Origin of the sequence: Syntrophotalea carbinolica DSM 2380 (genome assembly GCF_000012885.1) — a bacterium.
GTDB classification, from domain to species: Bacteria; Desulfobacterota; Desulfuromonadia; order Desulfuromonadales; family Syntrophotaleaceae; genus Syntrophotalea; species Syntrophotalea carbinolica.
This window is the reverse complement of record NC_007498.2, coordinates 3,106,023-3,119,735: the sequence shown is the minus strand read 5'-3', so window position 1 is coordinate 3,119,735 and position 13,713 is coordinate 3,106,023. Positions and strand designations below refer to the sequence as shown.

Genomic DNA, 13,713 nt, shown 5'->3' with positions numbered 1-13,713 from the left:
GCGTATTTATTCGTTTGGGGTGATCAATGGGTTCTATGCAGAGAGTTGTCATAACCGGCATCGGAATTATTTCCTGCCTGGGAAATGATCCCGATACCGTAGCCAAAGCCCTGTATGAGGGCCGTTCCGGTGTGGTGCTGGACGAGGAGCGGCTGGCACTTGGCTTCGCCAGCGGCTTGACGGGCAAAGTTGATTTCGATGCCAAGGCTCGGTTCAATCGCAAACAGCGCAAGACCATGCCGGATTTCGCCATGCAGGCCTGCGCGGCGGCCATGGATGCCCTGCAGCATGCCGGATTGGATGCCTCCGAGGTGCGTAATGATCGCAACGGTTTGGTTTTCGGTTGCGATTCCAGCGCGCTATCTGCGGTCGAACAGGTCGATTTGCTGCGTGACAGGGGCGAAACCTGTCTCATCGGTAGCGGACATATCTTTCGCGGCCTGACCTCGACCATCACGATGAACCTCAACACCCTTCTGAAAACCAAAGGGGTCAGTCTGACCATCAGTTCAGCTTGTTCCAGCGGCGGTCACGCCGTCGGCCTGGCCAGCGATCTTATCGCCCTGGGGCGACAGGAGCGCATCATCTGCGGCGGCGCCCAGGAGATCAATTGGCAGTCGATCTGCAGTTTCGATGCCCTGGGGGCTTTTTCAACCGCCGGCGATCCGCATAAGGCCAGTCGTCCCTTCGACGCCGGTCGCGACGGGTTGGTGCCGAGCGGGGGCGCTGCAGCTCTGGTGCTGGAATCCTATGAAGCTGCCCAAAAAAGAGGGGCAACTATTCTGGGTGAAATTTTAGGCTACGGGTTTTCATCCGATGGGGAGAATATCTCGGTGCCCAGTTCAGAGGGCCTTTCCCGTGCCATGAGCATGGCGCTTGACCATGCCGGAGTGCAGCCGGGTGAGATCGATTACCTCAATGCCCATGCTACGTCCACCCCACTCGGGGATGCGGCGGAAGCGGCCAATATTCTGCGCGTTTTCGGTGAGCAGACGCCTCCTGTCGGTGCCATCAAAGCGATGACCGGACACGAGTTCTGGATGTCCGGAGCTTCCCAGGTGGTCTACTCAACGCTGATGGCTGCCCATGGATTCATGGCGCCGACCATAAATTTCGAGGCTCCCGACAGCCAAACCGAAAAGCTGAATATTCTCAAGACGGTGCGCGAGCAATCACCGAAGCGCGTGTTGTGCAATTCGGCCGGGTTTGGCGGCAGCAATGCGTCATTGGTGCTGGGATTCGGGGCATGAAATACGATGTTGTGGTAGCCGGTGGGGGATGCGCCGGTATGAGTGCTGCCATAACCCTGGCACGCTTCGGCCGCAAAGTTCTGCTGGTGGAAGGGGATCGCCGCCTGGGTCCGGTACTGCGTGGTTTTCAACGTAATGGCGTGCACTTTGATACCGGGTTTCACTACGTCGGCGGACTCGGAAACGGAGAAATCCTGGATACCTTTTTCCGTTTTATGGGGCTGGCACGTCATCTGAGCCCCGTTGCGTTCCGTCCCGAGGGGTTTGATCTGTGCCGTTTCGAAACTTTGGGCCGGGATGTGGCCATGCCCTACGGACCGGAACTGTTTGAAGGCCGGCTGGGCCAGGCTTTTCCGGGACAGGAAGCCCATGTGGGCAGTTATCTGGCGGAGGTCCAAAGGATCTTTTCCAGTTCCGCATTTCTCAATCTGCAGCAGTCCGTGACCCCTGAGGAGATGCTGTCCTTTACCGACGGGCCGACTTTGGCGCGCCGGTTGGCGGAGATCACCGATGACGAGCTATTGCAGACGGCACTGGCTCTGCCTTGTCTGCTGTATGGTGTCGCTCCTCGCGAGTCGTCGTTTGCCAACCACGCCCTGGTCGCCGGTTCCTATTTTTCCTCCGTGCACGGGCTTAAAGGCGGTGGCGGAGCTCTGGTGGCGGCGTTCGAACGTGAACTTGCCGGCGCCGGCGTCGATGTGTTGTGCGGCAGCCCGGTGACTTCCATAACCACGCATGATCGTGCGGTTACGGGGGTGGTATTGTCCGATGGACGGCAATTCCCAACCTCGCAATGCCTGTTTACCGGTCATCCTTCTCATCTGAAAGATGTGCTGGCGCCGGGATCGTTGCGGCCCAGTTTTTACAAACGTCTGAGCGAATACCCTGAAACACCCTCTGCCTTTATGCTGTTCGGGGTGGTGCCGGAGTCCGTATCGCTGTTCGATCGGCGCAATGTGTTTCTGACCCCGGCAACAAGTCCGGCAGGGTTGCTCGCGGAAGGCAGCGAAACCATTTATCTGGCAGGCGGTGAACGTTTGCCCGATGGTCGCCAGGCAATCACCGCGCTTGGCATGGCACCGTTTTCCGATTATGAACCATGGTGCCAGTCGGTGACCGGCAGTCGCCCCAAAGCCTATGGCGAATATAAGCAGCGGATGGCCGAGGTCATGCTGGATCGCATCCGCACGGCCTGTCCGGAACTGGGCGCATCGCTGCAGGTCGTCGAAGCGGCTACGCCTTTGACCATGCGTGATTGGGCCGCCAGTCCGCAAGGCAGCCTGTATGGAATGCGTCATACGGTGGAACAGTTTCCCCTGTTGCCGATGACCAAGATCCGTGGGTTGCTGCTGGCCGGGCAGTCGATATTGCTGCCGGGGGTGCTGGGGGCTGTGGTATCGGCGATGGTGGCTTGCAGTCTGGTGGTGGGATTGGAGCCTCTGCGGAAGGAGTTGCGTCAGTGCAGTCAAAACGCGTTGTCATAACCGGCGTAGGTGCCGTCTCTCCCTATGGAGCCGGTACCGAGTCCCTCTGGCAGGGGTTGACCTCAGGTTGCTCTGCGGTCGGTCCGTTGCAGGGCGCCGAGGATATCATCGGCTTGACCACCAAAGTGGCCGGCGTCGTTCCGCCGCTGAACATGCGCCGGATTCCGCGCAAGGACCGACGCTCCATGTCGCGCATGTCCCAGTTCGCCTGGCTTGCCGCGCATGAAGCCCTGACGCAGGCGGCTGTCGGTGATGATCTGCTGACCGGAGGACGGTTCGGCATATCGGTGGGCTCCACCGTCGGCAGTGTCGATGCCATTGAAGAGTTTTTCGAAGAATTTCTGCGCGAGCGAAGCCTTGAGCAGGTGCGTTCCACGACTTTTTTCAAAGTCATGGGGCACTCGATCGCCGCCAACCTGGCTCAGGCCCTCGGCGTTACCGGCCGGGTGCTGGCCCCTGCGGCCGCCTGTTCCACCGGCACCCAGGCTGTGGGGCTGGGGTGGGAAAACGTAGCCTGGGGTCGGCAGGATGTCATGCTTTGCGGCGGCGCGGACGAATTCAGCGCCTTGACCTCAGCCACCTTTGACATTATGAATGCGGCCTCCAACGGCGCCAACCACCGTCCCGAAGCGGCCAGCCGGCCCTTCGATACGGAGCGGGACGGGATCGTCTGTGCCGAGGGGGCGGGCTTGATCGTACTGGAGTCGCTGGAGCATGCCCAGCAGCGCGGCGCGCCGATCCTGGCGGAAATTATCGGCTTTGCCAGCAACGTGTCTCCGACCAATATCGTCAATCCGGATAGTGACAGTATTCAGGCCTGCATGCGGCTGGCCATGGCGGACGCCGGGGTTGGTGCCGAGGATATCGATTACGTCAATGCCCACGCCACCGGGACGCTGCTGGGCGATATTGCTGAAGGGCGGGCCATCGAAGCACTGTTCGGCGACCGTCCGCCGGTCAGCAGCTTAAAAGGGCACATGGGGCATACCATGGCGGCCAGCGGCGCTCTGGAACTCATCGCTTCCATGTGCATGATGCGCGAAGGGCAGGTGCTGCCGACGTTGAATCTGCACGCGCCGGATACGGCGTGCGGCAAAATCAATCTGCCCGATGTCGTGCAACCTCACGGCATTAAAACGATTATCAAAAACAGCTTCGCCCTGGGCGGAGTGAATTCCGTGCTTGTCATAAGGAGCTACGTATGACCGATCAGGAAATTATAGCAGCCGCCAATGCCGCGCTGGCCGAAGAGTTCGAGCTGGAACTGTCCGAGATGGTACCTGAAGCCCGTTTCGATGACGACCTCGATCTCGACAGCCTGGACGCGGTCGATATGGTTATTGTGCTGGAGCAGACCTTCGGTATCAAATTGCGCGACAGCGAGGCGATCCGGGAGATTCGCACGCTTGATGATCTGTACCGGTTTTTGATTGCCAAAAAAGCCGAACTGGCCGGGGCCTGAAAGCGCAGGCCGTTTTCCCGTTGTTGCCCGGGCGGATTGAGATGAAACTATTGCTGGTAAATCTGTACGGCTACCTGGTGATGCTGGTCTGGACCCTGCTGTTCACGGTGTCAGCCTGGCCCCTTTTGCTGCTCTGGAAACTTTTCAGCGGTTGGCCCATGAGTCGTGTTACGCGTCTGTTTATATGGTTATACGGACGGGGCTGGATTTTTCTGGTGCGACCGATCGCCAGACTGCGGGTAACCGGCCTGCATCGTAAAGATGTGCCGGTGCCTTGCATCTTTGTGGCGAATCATTTGTCCTTTTTCGATGTCTACTGCATGGGGGCGCTGCCGGTATCCAATTTTTCCATCGTGGTACGCAGCTGGCCGTTCAAGATTCTGTTTTACGCCCCCTTCATGCATCTGGCCGACTATATCAACAGCGAACAGGCGGATCCTGAAAAGCTGGCCCGGCAGTGCAGCCGCATCCTCGAACAGGGCGGCAGCATTCTGTGTTTTCCCGAAGGGCATCGCAGCCGCAACGGACGGCTGGGCCGTTTTTATTCCGGTGCCTTCAAGATCGCGGTGGACAATAATGTTCCGGTGGTACCGCTGGCCATGCGTGGTACGGATCGATTGTTGCCGGCCGGATCCTGGTTGCTGAAACCGGCCAGCATGGAGATGCATGGCCTCGGAGTTGTCCATCCGGCCGATTTTATCTCGCATCCCCTGCCGCACGTGGCCATGCGCAAACATGTCAAGGCGCTGATGGTCGAGGCCTTGGAGTCGTAGGGGAAATCGTTTTAGGGTTGGTTGTTATGAAGGGATGCCGCGCATCTGTGCGGTGGTTTTGACAGGCAAAGAGCTTTTTATAATCCAAGGGAGGAACATGAAATGAAAAAAGGGCTTTTGTTGTTAGTCGCTGTGTGTTTTCTGAGTGCCGGCCTGATCGGTTGCACCAGCAAGTATCTGGTCAACTTCACCGATCAGTATTATTCCCTGTCGGGTAAGACCGGGCCTTCCCTGGCGACCATCGACAGAGTGATCAAGGAAGTGGGGGCTCGCCGGCATTGGGTGATGGAAACCGTGTCTCCCGGCCATATTGTAGGCCTTCTGCGGATCCGTCATCATGTGGCGTCGGTCGACATTCATTTCGACCGGAAGAAGTTTTCCATCAAATACCGCAGCAGTGAAAACCTCAACTACAATGCTTCCAATAACACCATTCATGGACGCTACAACACCTGGGTGACCTATCTGCGCAACGACATTCAGAGCAATGTTCCGCTCTATTTCAACGCTTCCGCCAACCAGCCGGGAACCGTTGGTCGATAAGCATGAAAGATCGCTACTGGGGGGCGAACTTCGCCCCCGCCGATATTGCCCGGGCCCGCGACCGGGGACAGTTGTTGTCCCTGGAACTGGAGCTTAGCCGTCAGTGCGATTTGCGCTGCCTTTACTGCTATGCCGATTCCGGCACGGCGCTGGCGGACGAACTGGCCCTGTCCGAAATCTACGCGGTGCTGGAGCAGGCCATGGCGCTCGGTATCCGGCGGGTGGTGGTGCTGGGCGGCGGTGAACCGCTGATGTATCCCCACGTCGTCGAGATCATGCAGTATCTGGCGCAGCATGGTATCGGTATCGATCTGTTTACCAACGGTACCCAGATCACTGCCGAACTGGCGCAGGAGTTCGTCCGGCTCGGGGTGGCGCCGGTGGTCAAGATGAACAGCAGGCGGCAGCAGGTGCAGGATTTCCTGGCCGGCCGCCAGGGTGCCTACGCCGACATCCGCCGCGGCCTGGAGCTGTTGATGCAGGCCGGGTATCCGGCAGAAGGCTTGCCGCTCGGGGCGCAGACCGTTGTCTGCCGGCAGAATATCGACGAATTGCCGGACATGTGGCGCTGGCTGCGTGATCGCCACATCATTCCGTATGTCGAATTGATGACCTGGCAGGGGCGCGCCCGTCGGCATCCGGAGTTGGAGGTTTCGGTGGCGGAGATGCAGGGACTGTTCGAGACGCTGGCCGCCATCGATAAAACGCAGTACGGGATTCATTGGGAACCGCACCCTCCGGTGGCGGGACTCAGCTGCAATCGCCACGCCTATTCCTGTACCGTAACGGTGACGGGGGATATCCTGCCCTGTCCCGGTATCAATCTGCCGGTCGGTAATATCCGCAGACAGCCGCTGGCCGAGATCCTTGCGACCAGCCGGGACATGCAGCTGTTGCGCCATGCCGGTGAACACATCAAGGGCGCCTGCCGCGACTGCGATCTGGCTGCCGATTGCTACGGTTGCCGGGGCATGGCCTTTCAGGCGACCGGCGACTATCTGGCGCAAGATCCGTTGTGCTGGCGTTGTACTAACTAGTGTCCATTCGGAAGTGTTGGATGGACACAGTGACGTTTTCATATGGGAAAAAGGGCTGTTTCCGGATGAAAACTAACCAGGAGGAGCAGAATCGATGACCGAACCGCTTGCCTTGCCTGTCGATACGGCCGGACTGGTGCCCCATGAAGGCCGCATGCGCATGGTCGATCAACTGCTGTCCCTGGACGAAGAAAGCGCGGTCGTCAGCGCCTGCCTGCCGGCTGACGGCCTGCTGGTGGCAGCTGCGGACGGTGGACTGGAAAACGTGATTTACGCCGAACTGGTGGCGCAGGCCTACGCGGCTTATCGGGGTTATGAACTGAAAGCCCTCGGTTTGCAGCCGCGCGCAGGCTACCTGGTCGCGATTCGCCAGCTCGACGTGCTGGGGCGGGCCAAGGCCGGCGATACCCTTATCGTAACGGTTCGCACCGTCGGGGTTCTGGATGGATTTGCGGTCATTGCCGGTGACGTAAGCCACGGTGAGAACGTTCTCGCCAGGGCCAAGCTCAAGGTTTATATCCCCGAAGGAGACCTGACATGAAACTGGGGGCGAGCCTCATGCTTCTGTTGCTGTGCCTGTCGGCCGGCTTTGCCAACGCCACGGAGCTGGATACGGTACTGCAGCGCCTGAAAACCACTGCCGGCTCCGTGCAAACCATTCAGAGTTCCTTCGTACAGGAAAAACACCTGAGCATGTTTTCCGAGGCGCTTGAATCGCACGGGACTTTTTCCTTTCAGCGCCCCGGGAAGTTGCGCTGGGAATACGAGACGCCGGTACGCATGGGGTTTGTTATCGACGGCGATAAGGGGCGTCGCTGGAACAGTCTGGTGAAGCAGGACCAGCATTTTCAGCTCGAAGACAACCTTGAATTGCGTATCGCAGCCGAACAGTTGCTGGTCTGGACCGAACTGGATCTGGACAAACTGCAGCGCGCCTATGATATCGAGATTGCCGCAGTGCAGCCGGTTTCTTTATTGCTGACCCCCCGCGGGATGGGAGCCCGGCAGTTTGTGGACCATCTGAAGGTGACCTTCTCTGCTTCGGCACGGACCGTAACCGAAGTCGCCATTTTCGAAACCGGCGGCGATAAGACCCTTTTGCGGTTTTCCGACAGCAAGATCGATCGTGCGCTGGATGAGGCGTTGTTTCTGCCATGACTCCGGTTCGGGGAATCCAGACATGCTACGCCTGGCTGGCACGGCATCGTAAGAGGATGTACCTGCTGTGTCTGGCGTTGCTGGTGCTGTGCGGTGCGATCATGTTCAAGTTGCAGGTTCGTGACGATGTCGGCATCATGTTGCCCGACTCGGGGAGCTTGCAGCGCAGCCTGGCCCTGATGGACATGACGCCGTTTGCCCGCACGGTGTTTATTGAGCTGCAGGCCAGCAGCGATGCTGGTGGGGGCGAGGCGTTACTTGCGGTGGCAAAGACGGTGGCCGCCAGACTGCAACCTCCGCATTTTTCGCCGGTGCTGCCGGACAGTCAGACCATTCCCGCTCCTGGCAAGCTGATGCGCCTGCTGCCGGCGCTGGTCGATGCCGATGATATGGCTGCTTTGAAAGCACGGGTTACGCCCGAGGCGATGGCGCAGCGCATGGCCGGCAATTATACAACCTTGCTGGGCATGAATGGCATGCTTGCCAAACGCTTCATTCAGGCCGACCCGCTGGGATTTTTGGAAATACTGCTGGCCAAATGGAACCGTTTGCAGGTTTTTGGCGGAGCACAGGTGCGGGACGGTTTTCTGCTCAAGCCCGATGGCCGCAGCCTGTTGATGATGCTGAAAACCGACGTGTCGGTGACCGATGCCGGTCAATCCGAGACCTTGATGAAAGAGGTCGATGCCGCATTGCAGAGTCTGCCGGTGGGGATGGACGCTACGGTTCTCAGTGGCCATCGCTATGCGTTGGCCAACGCGGGTACCATAAAGAGCGATCTTAGGCGGGTGTTTGCCGCCTCCGGCTTGGGATTGCTGCTGATCTTCATGGTTTTTATCCGCTCGCGCGATGTGCTGTGGATGGCCTTGTTGCCGGGCGCCGTGCTGGTGATCGCCGGTGCGGTACTGGCCGGGTGTTACGATGCGGTATCCGGCATTACCCTCGGATTCGGTGCGGTGTTGCTCGGCATCACCGTCGATTTCGCGTTGCACGTCTGGTTTGCCCTGCGTCATGCCGATGGCTCTCCCGGGCAGGCGGTGGCCCGCGTGGCTCGGCCTGTGCTCTATGGCGCCGCAACCTCCATGGGCGCTTTTGCCGCGCTGCTGACCTCGGATATCAGTGGCATCCGGCAGTTGGCGGTGTTTGCGCTGGTGGGACTGATTAGCGGTCTGGCGCTGGCCTTGCTGGTCTTGCCGCATCTGGTGCGCCCTGCTGTTGTGCGCAGCAGCGCGCCGTTGCAAGCCGGTGCCTGTCGCTGGAACTTGCCGTTGGCAGCGTTGGTGATAGCGGTACTCGGGCTCGGCATCTGGGCGGGCTCCGGAGTGGGGATCGATCGTCAGTTACGCTCTGTCGGTATGTTTCCCGAAGAATTGCAACAGGCCGAACAGCGCATCCGCCGGAACTGGGGCGGGGCCAGGGATTCGGCGGTGCTGTTCGCGGAAGGCGCGACCCTTGATCAGGCTCTGGAGCGCAACCACCAGCTGGCCGAAGTGCTGGCCAAACAGCTGCCGCACAGCGGGGTGGTGTCTCTCGATCCTTTGTGGCCGCCGCCTGAGGTGCAGCGTGTCAACCGGGAGCGCTGGGCCAGATTTATTGCCAAACATGGCAGCGCCATTGCTTCGGAGTTGCCCGTTGCCGCTGCCGGGTACGGATTTTCAGCGCAGGCCTTTGCGCCCTTTTTACGGTTTTTGAGCGAGTCGCCAGCGTTGCTGGATGCGGATATTTTTGATCGGGCCGGCGTGGCAGGGCTGAACGGATTGTTGCATGTGGCCCACGATGCCAGGCAGTACGTCCTGACTTTGCTGCCCGACACCCCGGAAGTGCAACGGATGGCAGCCTCCGGGGCCTTGCCCCAAGGGGTGATCCTGGTCTCCAATCAGGCTCTTGGGCGCATGCTGGGGCGGGGCATCAGCAAGGATTTTATCCTCTTTATTTGCGTGGCCTGCAGCTGCATGTTTCTGTTGTTGCTGTTGTTTTTTCGTCGGATGGAATTCACCCTGCTGGCGATGGTGCCTCTGCTGAGCGGTATCGTGGCGGTGTTGGTGCTGATGCGGTTGAGCGGTGGTTCCTTCAACCTGTTCAACGTCGTGGCTCTGCCGCTGGTTATCGGACTCGGCGCCGACTACGGTATTTTCATGGTGTGTAAGTTGCGCTCCGGCGCAGACCTCGGTACCTCACGAGCGGTACTGGTGTCGGGGCTTACCACCGTGGCCGGATTCGGCGCGCTGGTCTTGGCACGCCATCCCGGGTTGCACACCCTGGGCTGCACCGTGTTGGTCGGGGTCGGGATGGCTATCCCGGTGGCCTTGTTGCTGCTACCGGCCCTGTACAGGCGGACCACATGAAATATGCATTGCTGCTCACAGCACTGCTGGTATTGTTGTGCGGATGTACCGCGCCGTCCCTCGATCCTCCCGGTGTCGCCGCGGCAACACCCCGCTCCGAAGCGTTGGCGGGAAGCTTCTGGGGGAACAGTGGCCATCTGTTCCAGGGGCGCTACAGCGCGGTGCTGGAGTGGGACGGCCAGCTGGTTACCTTTCAGGGGGTGCTGATGATCGACACCCGGCAGAGGCAGGCCCGGCTTGTGGCCCTGTCCGATCTGGGGGCGCGGTTGTTCGATATCAGTCTGACCCCGGAGCAGACGTCGGTGCATACATCGCTGCCGCATTTCGGGATATCGCGTATGCGCGAGCGGGTCGCTTCCGCCGTACGCCGAATGTTGCTCGGTTATCTCCCCGGGGTGCATGACGGCGTGACGCTCGATGCGCAGACCCTGTTGAGTCGCTGCAGCCATGATGTTTGCCTGCGCAGCGGATTTGATCCGGATACCGGGGTGTTGCTTGGCAAAGAATACCGCGCCCGCCAACCTCTGTGGCGTGCCACTTTCGCCGATTATCGGCAGACGGGAGGCTATCAGGTGCCCGGGCGCCTCGAGTATGCTGACATCTGCCGGAGGGATAGACTGACGATGGAATGGAACCCGCAAAGAAAAATGGTCAACCATGAGCCAATTACGCACTGAACTTGCTTCGAATATCGTTGCGCCAGCCGTTAAACATGCCGATGGCTGGCATCAGAGCTATCTGCTACCGGTGTCGTTTGCCGGTTTCGAGGGGCACTTTCCCGATAACCCGGTGGTGCCGGCGGTGGTCCAGATCCTGATGGGGTTACAGCTGGCCGAGACTGCCGCAGGCAAGGCCCTGACGATTGTGCAGGTGCTCAAAGCCAAGTTTCTGCAACCGTTGCGGCCTCTTGAAACGATCGAGGTTTGTTGCATGCAGGAGCAAGACGATGGTCTGCGCTGCAGGATTGCCATAAGTTCCGCATCGGGTGTGGCTTCGCAGTTCCGGCTTGTTCTGTCACCATCCGAGGCCGTGCGACAGGGAGGGGGCGAAGAATGAGGAAGCCTTATTTTCCGCAAAAAAACGGACCGTCTCCATTGTGTCATAGCGTTGAACGCCGGGTGCGTTTTGAGGAGGTCGATCCCCTCGGCATTGTCTGGCACGGACGTTACGCGAGCTATTTCGAGGATGCCCGTGTCGCCCATGGCGACCATTTCGGGATCGGTTATCTGGATTTTTACAAGTACGGCATCACCACCCCGATCAAACAGTTTCATGTCGATTACGCCCAGCCGCTGATCTATGGCGAAACCTATGCCATCGAGGCGCGTCTGCACTGGACGGAGGCGGCGCGGCTCAATTATGAATTTTGTATCACCGATGCTGCAGGAGATGTGCTGACACGCGGTTATTCGGTGCAGCTGATGGTTGATGAGCATCGTGAATTGCTGGTCTTCCCGCCCGATTTTTACGTGGCGTTTCTGGAAAGCTGGCGGAGTAAATAAATGATTTTGCCGCAGATACCAAGCAGAATGGCCGGTTCGTATCGGTCCCAGGGCGCCCCTGGACAAGTCTGGGAGTTGTCGCTATGACCGCCGTGTGCAAGCCGCTGGTCGTGGTGCCGGTTTTCAATCACGGCGCTACCCTGCGCCAGGTGGTCGCTCAGGCTCTCGAGGTCCATCCCCATGTGCTGGTGGTGGATGACGGCAGTACCGATGGCGGCGCCGATAATCTGGCCGGGCTGGCGTGCGAGATCGTTCGCCACAGTGCCAATCGCGGTAAGGGTGCGGCCATTCTCAGCGCCGCGGCTTTTGCCCGCGAGCAGGGCATGACGCACATCATTACCCTGGATGCCGATGGGCAGCACGATCCCGCCGACATCCCCCGGTTTCTCCCGCAGATCCATGCGGAGCCGACGGCGATCGTGGTCGGCGCCAGGGATTTCAGCGGCCCCAATATTCCGGGCAGCTCCCGCTTCGGGCGCAAGTTTTCCCGCTTTTGGTTGCGGGTGCAGACCGGCTGCGATGTCAGCGATGTGCAGAGCGGTTTTCGCGCCTACCCGGTGCAGGTGCTGCAACAGCTGACGTTGGGCGAAGCAGGCTACGCCTTCGAGGTTGAAGTGCTGGTGAAGGCCGCCTGGGCCGGATTTCCGCTGCGCGATATCGATATTTCGGTTTACTACCCGGAGCCGGATAAGCGCGTGTCGCATTTTGACAAGCTGCGGGACAACGTCCGCATCAGTTTGCTCAATACGCGGCTTACCACCCGCTCCATGTTGCCGGTACCGCATCGTAAATTTGCCGTCGACGGCGAGGGCAGGGTGAGTGTGATCCATCCGTTACGTTCCTTGCGGCTGTTGCTGGCGGACAATGCCACGCCTCGCGAGCTGGCCCTGTCGGGCATGTTGGGTATGGCGCTGGGTACCCTGCCGCTTATCGGCCTGCACTCCATCAGCATTTTGTTCTCCGCCGGTTACCTGCGCCTTAACCGGATCTGCGCCCTGGCCGTGAGCCAGCTGTGCATGCCGCCGCTGGTGCCGGCACTGTGTATCGAGGCCGGCTACTTTATGCGGCATGGACGGTTTTTGACCGAAATCTCCATGGAGACCCTCGGCCATCAGGTGCTGCAGCGGTTGGGGGATTATATTCTCGGTTCGGTGGTGATGGCGCCGGTGCTGGCATTGCTGGTGGCCGGCCCGTTGTACGGCCTGGCCTGCCTGGTGCGGCGCAGCCTCAAATCTGGAGTGGGGCATGAGTAGTCCTGCGGCAAAATCAGCCTGGTCGAGCAAAAGCCTCGGCAATCGCTTTCAGCACCAGATTTTTTATGCTCTGCTGCGTCTGGCCGGGCCCTGGCCGGCTTACGGGCTACTGCATCTGGTGGTGTTCTGGTACAATCTGCGACCGTCGATGCGGCGCAATGCTGGATATTTTCTGACCCGCCGATTTGGCCGGAAGATATGGCCGGTGCGCTTCTGGCAGAGCTTCCAGTTGACCTTGTCCTTCGGTAAAGTGCTGCTGGATCGCGCCATGCTCGGGGTGCTGGGCCGCGGCGAGGTGACGGTAGCGGCTGAGGATATGGACAACCTGCGCAAAATGCTGGACCGCGGCCGGGGGGTGGTGATGCTCAACGCCCACTTCGGCTGTTGGCAGACCGGCATGGCCGGACTGGAAGCCATCGACCGACCGGTGAATATCGTACTGCAAAAAGGCGCCGGCGATGTGGATAAACACTATTTCGAACACCGCTCCGGTGGCGCCGCCGTCCATCTCATTGATCCCAGCGGGCCTTTCGGTGGGACCCTTGACATGCTGGCAGCGCTGAAGCGCAACGAAATCGTCTGCATTATGGGCGACCGGGTGGTGGATGGCGATGCGAATAGCGTGGCGGTCGATTTTATGGGCGGCAAGGTGAAGATGCCCTTTTCGATTTTTTCCATCGCTTCGGCGGCCGGGGCTCCGGTTGCCGTAACCTTGATCGAACGGCAGGGACCGGGCCTGGCCAAGGTTCATTTTGCCGATTGTTTCGAGTTGCCGCCCGATTTGGGCAAAAGCCCCGCGGCCCTGCGCCCCTGGGTGCAGCGTTATGCCGGCGCCCTCGAGCGCATGGCCTGGCAGAAGCCTTATCAGTTTTTCAACTTTTTCGATATGTGGGTAAAGGAGTAAAG

At 59.7% G+C, this 13,713-nt stretch carries 15 protein-coding genes; all 15 read left to right on the top strand.

Annotated elements, in window-relative coordinates:
• The first annotated feature begins 35 nt into the window (after nt 1–35).
• On the top strand, nt 36–1,250 hold the full coding sequence (locus tag PCAR_RS14510; RefSeq protein WP_011342445.1) for a beta-ketoacyl-[acyl-carrier-protein] synthase family protein: 1,215 nt from the start codon (nt 36–38) through the stop codon (nt 1,248–1,250).
• Nucleotides 1,247–2,734 carry a phytoene desaturase family protein gene (locus PCAR_RS14505; RefSeq protein ID WP_011342444.1) on the top strand — a complete coding sequence of 496 codons (1,488 nt, stop codon included), beginning with the start codon at nt 1,247–1,249 and terminating at the stop codon, nt 2,732–2,734. Before PCAR_RS14510 ends, PCAR_RS14505 begins: the two co-directional genes overlap by 4 nt.
• Nucleotides 2,710–3,939, top strand: coding sequence for a beta-ketoacyl-[acyl-carrier-protein] synthase family protein (locus tag PCAR_RS14500; protein WP_011342443.1), 1,230 nt, complete (start codon nt 2,710–2,712; stop codon nt 3,937–3,939). Before PCAR_RS14505 ends, PCAR_RS14500 begins: the two co-directional genes overlap by 25 nt.
• Nucleotides 3,936–4,196, top strand: coding sequence for a phosphopantetheine-binding protein (locus PCAR_RS14495; protein WP_011342442.1), 261 nt, complete (start codon nt 3,936–3,938; stop codon nt 4,194–4,196). Before PCAR_RS14500 ends, PCAR_RS14495 begins: the two co-directional genes overlap by 4 nt.
• Before the next feature lie 41 nt (nt 4,197–4,237).
• Nucleotides 4,238–4,969: a lysophospholipid acyltransferase family protein gene (locus PCAR_RS14490; protein ID WP_011342441.1), complete on the top strand. Its 732-nt coding sequence runs from the start codon at nt 4,238–4,240 to the stop codon at nt 4,967–4,969.
• Between the two features lie 102 nt (nt 4,970–5,071).
• Nucleotides 5,072–5,512: a hypothetical protein gene (locus PCAR_RS18070; protein ID WP_011342440.1), complete on the top strand. Its 441-nt coding sequence runs from the start codon at nt 5,072–5,074 to the stop codon at nt 5,510–5,512.
• A gap of 2 nt (nt 5,513–5,514) precedes the next feature.
• Nucleotides 5,515–6,549 carry a radical SAM/SPASM domain-containing protein gene (locus tag PCAR_RS14480; protein WP_011342439.1) on the top strand — a complete coding sequence of 345 codons (1,035 nt, stop codon included), beginning with the start codon at nt 5,515–5,517 and terminating at the stop codon, nt 6,547–6,549.
• A 94-nt stretch (nt 6,550–6,643) separates the two neighbouring features.
• A complete protein-coding gene (locus tag PCAR_RS14475) occupies nt 6,644–7,090 on the top strand; it encodes a (3R)-hydroxyacyl-ACP dehydratase (protein WP_011342438.1) in 447 nt (148 codons plus the stop codon).
• Nucleotides 7,087–7,707, top strand: a complete 621-nt coding sequence (locus PCAR_RS14470; protein ID WP_011342437.1) for an outer membrane lipoprotein carrier protein LolA — start codon at nt 7,087–7,089, stop codon at nt 7,705–7,707. The genes PCAR_RS14475 and PCAR_RS14470 overlap by 4 nt, the downstream gene beginning before the upstream one ends.
• Nucleotides 7,704–10,052 carry an MMPL family transporter gene (locus tag PCAR_RS14465; RefSeq protein ID WP_011342436.1) on the top strand — a complete coding sequence of 783 codons (2,349 nt, stop codon included), beginning with the start codon at nt 7,704–7,706 and terminating at the stop codon, nt 10,050–10,052. Before PCAR_RS14470 ends, PCAR_RS14465 begins: the two co-directional genes overlap by 4 nt.
• Complete coding sequence (locus PCAR_RS14460; RefSeq protein ID WP_011342435.1) at nt 10,049–10,729, top strand: DUF3261 domain-containing protein; 681 nt, start codon at nt 10,049–10,051, stop codon at nt 10,727–10,729. Before PCAR_RS14465 ends, PCAR_RS14460 begins: the two co-directional genes overlap by 4 nt.
• On the top strand, nt 10,710–11,108 hold the full coding sequence (locus PCAR_RS14455; protein WP_011342434.1) for a (3R)-hydroxyacyl-ACP dehydratase: 399 nt from the start codon (nt 10,710–10,712) through the stop codon (nt 11,106–11,108). The genes PCAR_RS14460 and PCAR_RS14455 overlap by 20 nt, the downstream gene beginning before the upstream one ends.
• The gene (locus PCAR_RS14450) at nt 11,105–11,554 is read left to right on the top strand and encodes an acyl-CoA thioesterase (RefSeq protein ID WP_011342433.1); all 450 of its coding nucleotides are present in this window, start codon (nt 11,105–11,107) and stop codon (nt 11,552–11,554) included. The genes PCAR_RS14455 and PCAR_RS14450 overlap by 4 nt, the downstream gene beginning before the upstream one ends.
• A gap of 83 nt (nt 11,555–11,637) precedes the next feature.
• Nucleotides 11,638–12,807 carry a DUF2062 domain-containing protein gene (locus PCAR_RS14445; RefSeq protein WP_011342432.1) on the top strand — a complete coding sequence of 390 codons (1,170 nt, stop codon included), beginning with the start codon at nt 11,638–11,640 and terminating at the stop codon, nt 12,805–12,807.
• Nucleotides 12,800–13,711: a lysophospholipid acyltransferase family protein gene (locus tag PCAR_RS14440; protein WP_011342431.1), complete on the top strand. Its 912-nt coding sequence runs from the start codon at nt 12,800–12,802 to the stop codon at nt 13,709–13,711. Before PCAR_RS14445 ends, PCAR_RS14440 begins: the two co-directional genes overlap by 8 nt.
• Nucleotides 13,712–13,713: the final 2 nt, after the last annotated feature.

Coding starts and splice junctions, on each gene's coding strand:
- PCAR_RS14510 (WP_011342445.1), top strand. CDS start 36: ATGCAGAGAGTTGTCATAACCGGCATCGGAATTATTTCCTGCCTGGGA.
- PCAR_RS14505 (WP_011342444.1), top strand. CDS start 1,247: ATGAAATACGATGTTGTGGTAGCCGGTGGGGGATGCGCCGGTATGAGT.
- PCAR_RS14495 (WP_011342442.1), top strand. CDS start 3,936: ATGACCGATCAGGAAATTATAGCAGCCGCCAATGCCGCGCTGGCCGAA.
- PCAR_RS14490 (WP_011342441.1), top strand. CDS start 4,238: ATGAAACTATTGCTGGTAAATCTGTACGGCTACCTGGTGATGCTGGTC.
- PCAR_RS18070 (WP_011342440.1), top strand. CDS start 5,072: ATGAAAAAAGGGCTTTTGTTGTTAGTCGCTGTGTGTTTTCTGAGTGCC.
- PCAR_RS14480 (WP_011342439.1), top strand. CDS start 5,515: ATGAAAGATCGCTACTGGGGGGCGAACTTCGCCCCCGCCGATATTGCC.
- PCAR_RS14475 (WP_011342438.1), top strand. CDS start 6,644: ATGACCGAACCGCTTGCCTTGCCTGTCGATACGGCCGGACTGGTGCCC.
- PCAR_RS14470 (WP_011342437.1), top strand. CDS start 7,087: ATGAAACTGGGGGCGAGCCTCATGCTTCTGTTGCTGTGCCTGTCGGCC.
- PCAR_RS14465 (WP_011342436.1), top strand. CDS start 7,704: ATGACTCCGGTTCGGGGAATCCAGACATGCTACGCCTGGCTGGCACGG.
- PCAR_RS14460 (WP_011342435.1), top strand. CDS start 10,049: ATGAAATATGCATTGCTGCTCACAGCACTGCTGGTATTGTTGTGCGGA.
- PCAR_RS14455 (WP_011342434.1), top strand. CDS start 10,710: ATGAGCCAATTACGCACTGAACTTGCTTCGAATATCGTTGCGCCAGCC.
- PCAR_RS14450 (WP_011342433.1), top strand. CDS start 11,105: ATGAGGAAGCCTTATTTTCCGCAAAAAAACGGACCGTCTCCATTGTGT.
- PCAR_RS14445 (WP_011342432.1), top strand. CDS start 11,638: ATGACCGCCGTGTGCAAGCCGCTGGTCGTGGTGCCGGTTTTCAATCAC.
- PCAR_RS14440 (WP_011342431.1), top strand. CDS start 12,800: ATGAGTAGTCCTGCGGCAAAATCAGCCTGGTCGAGCAAAAGCCTCGGC.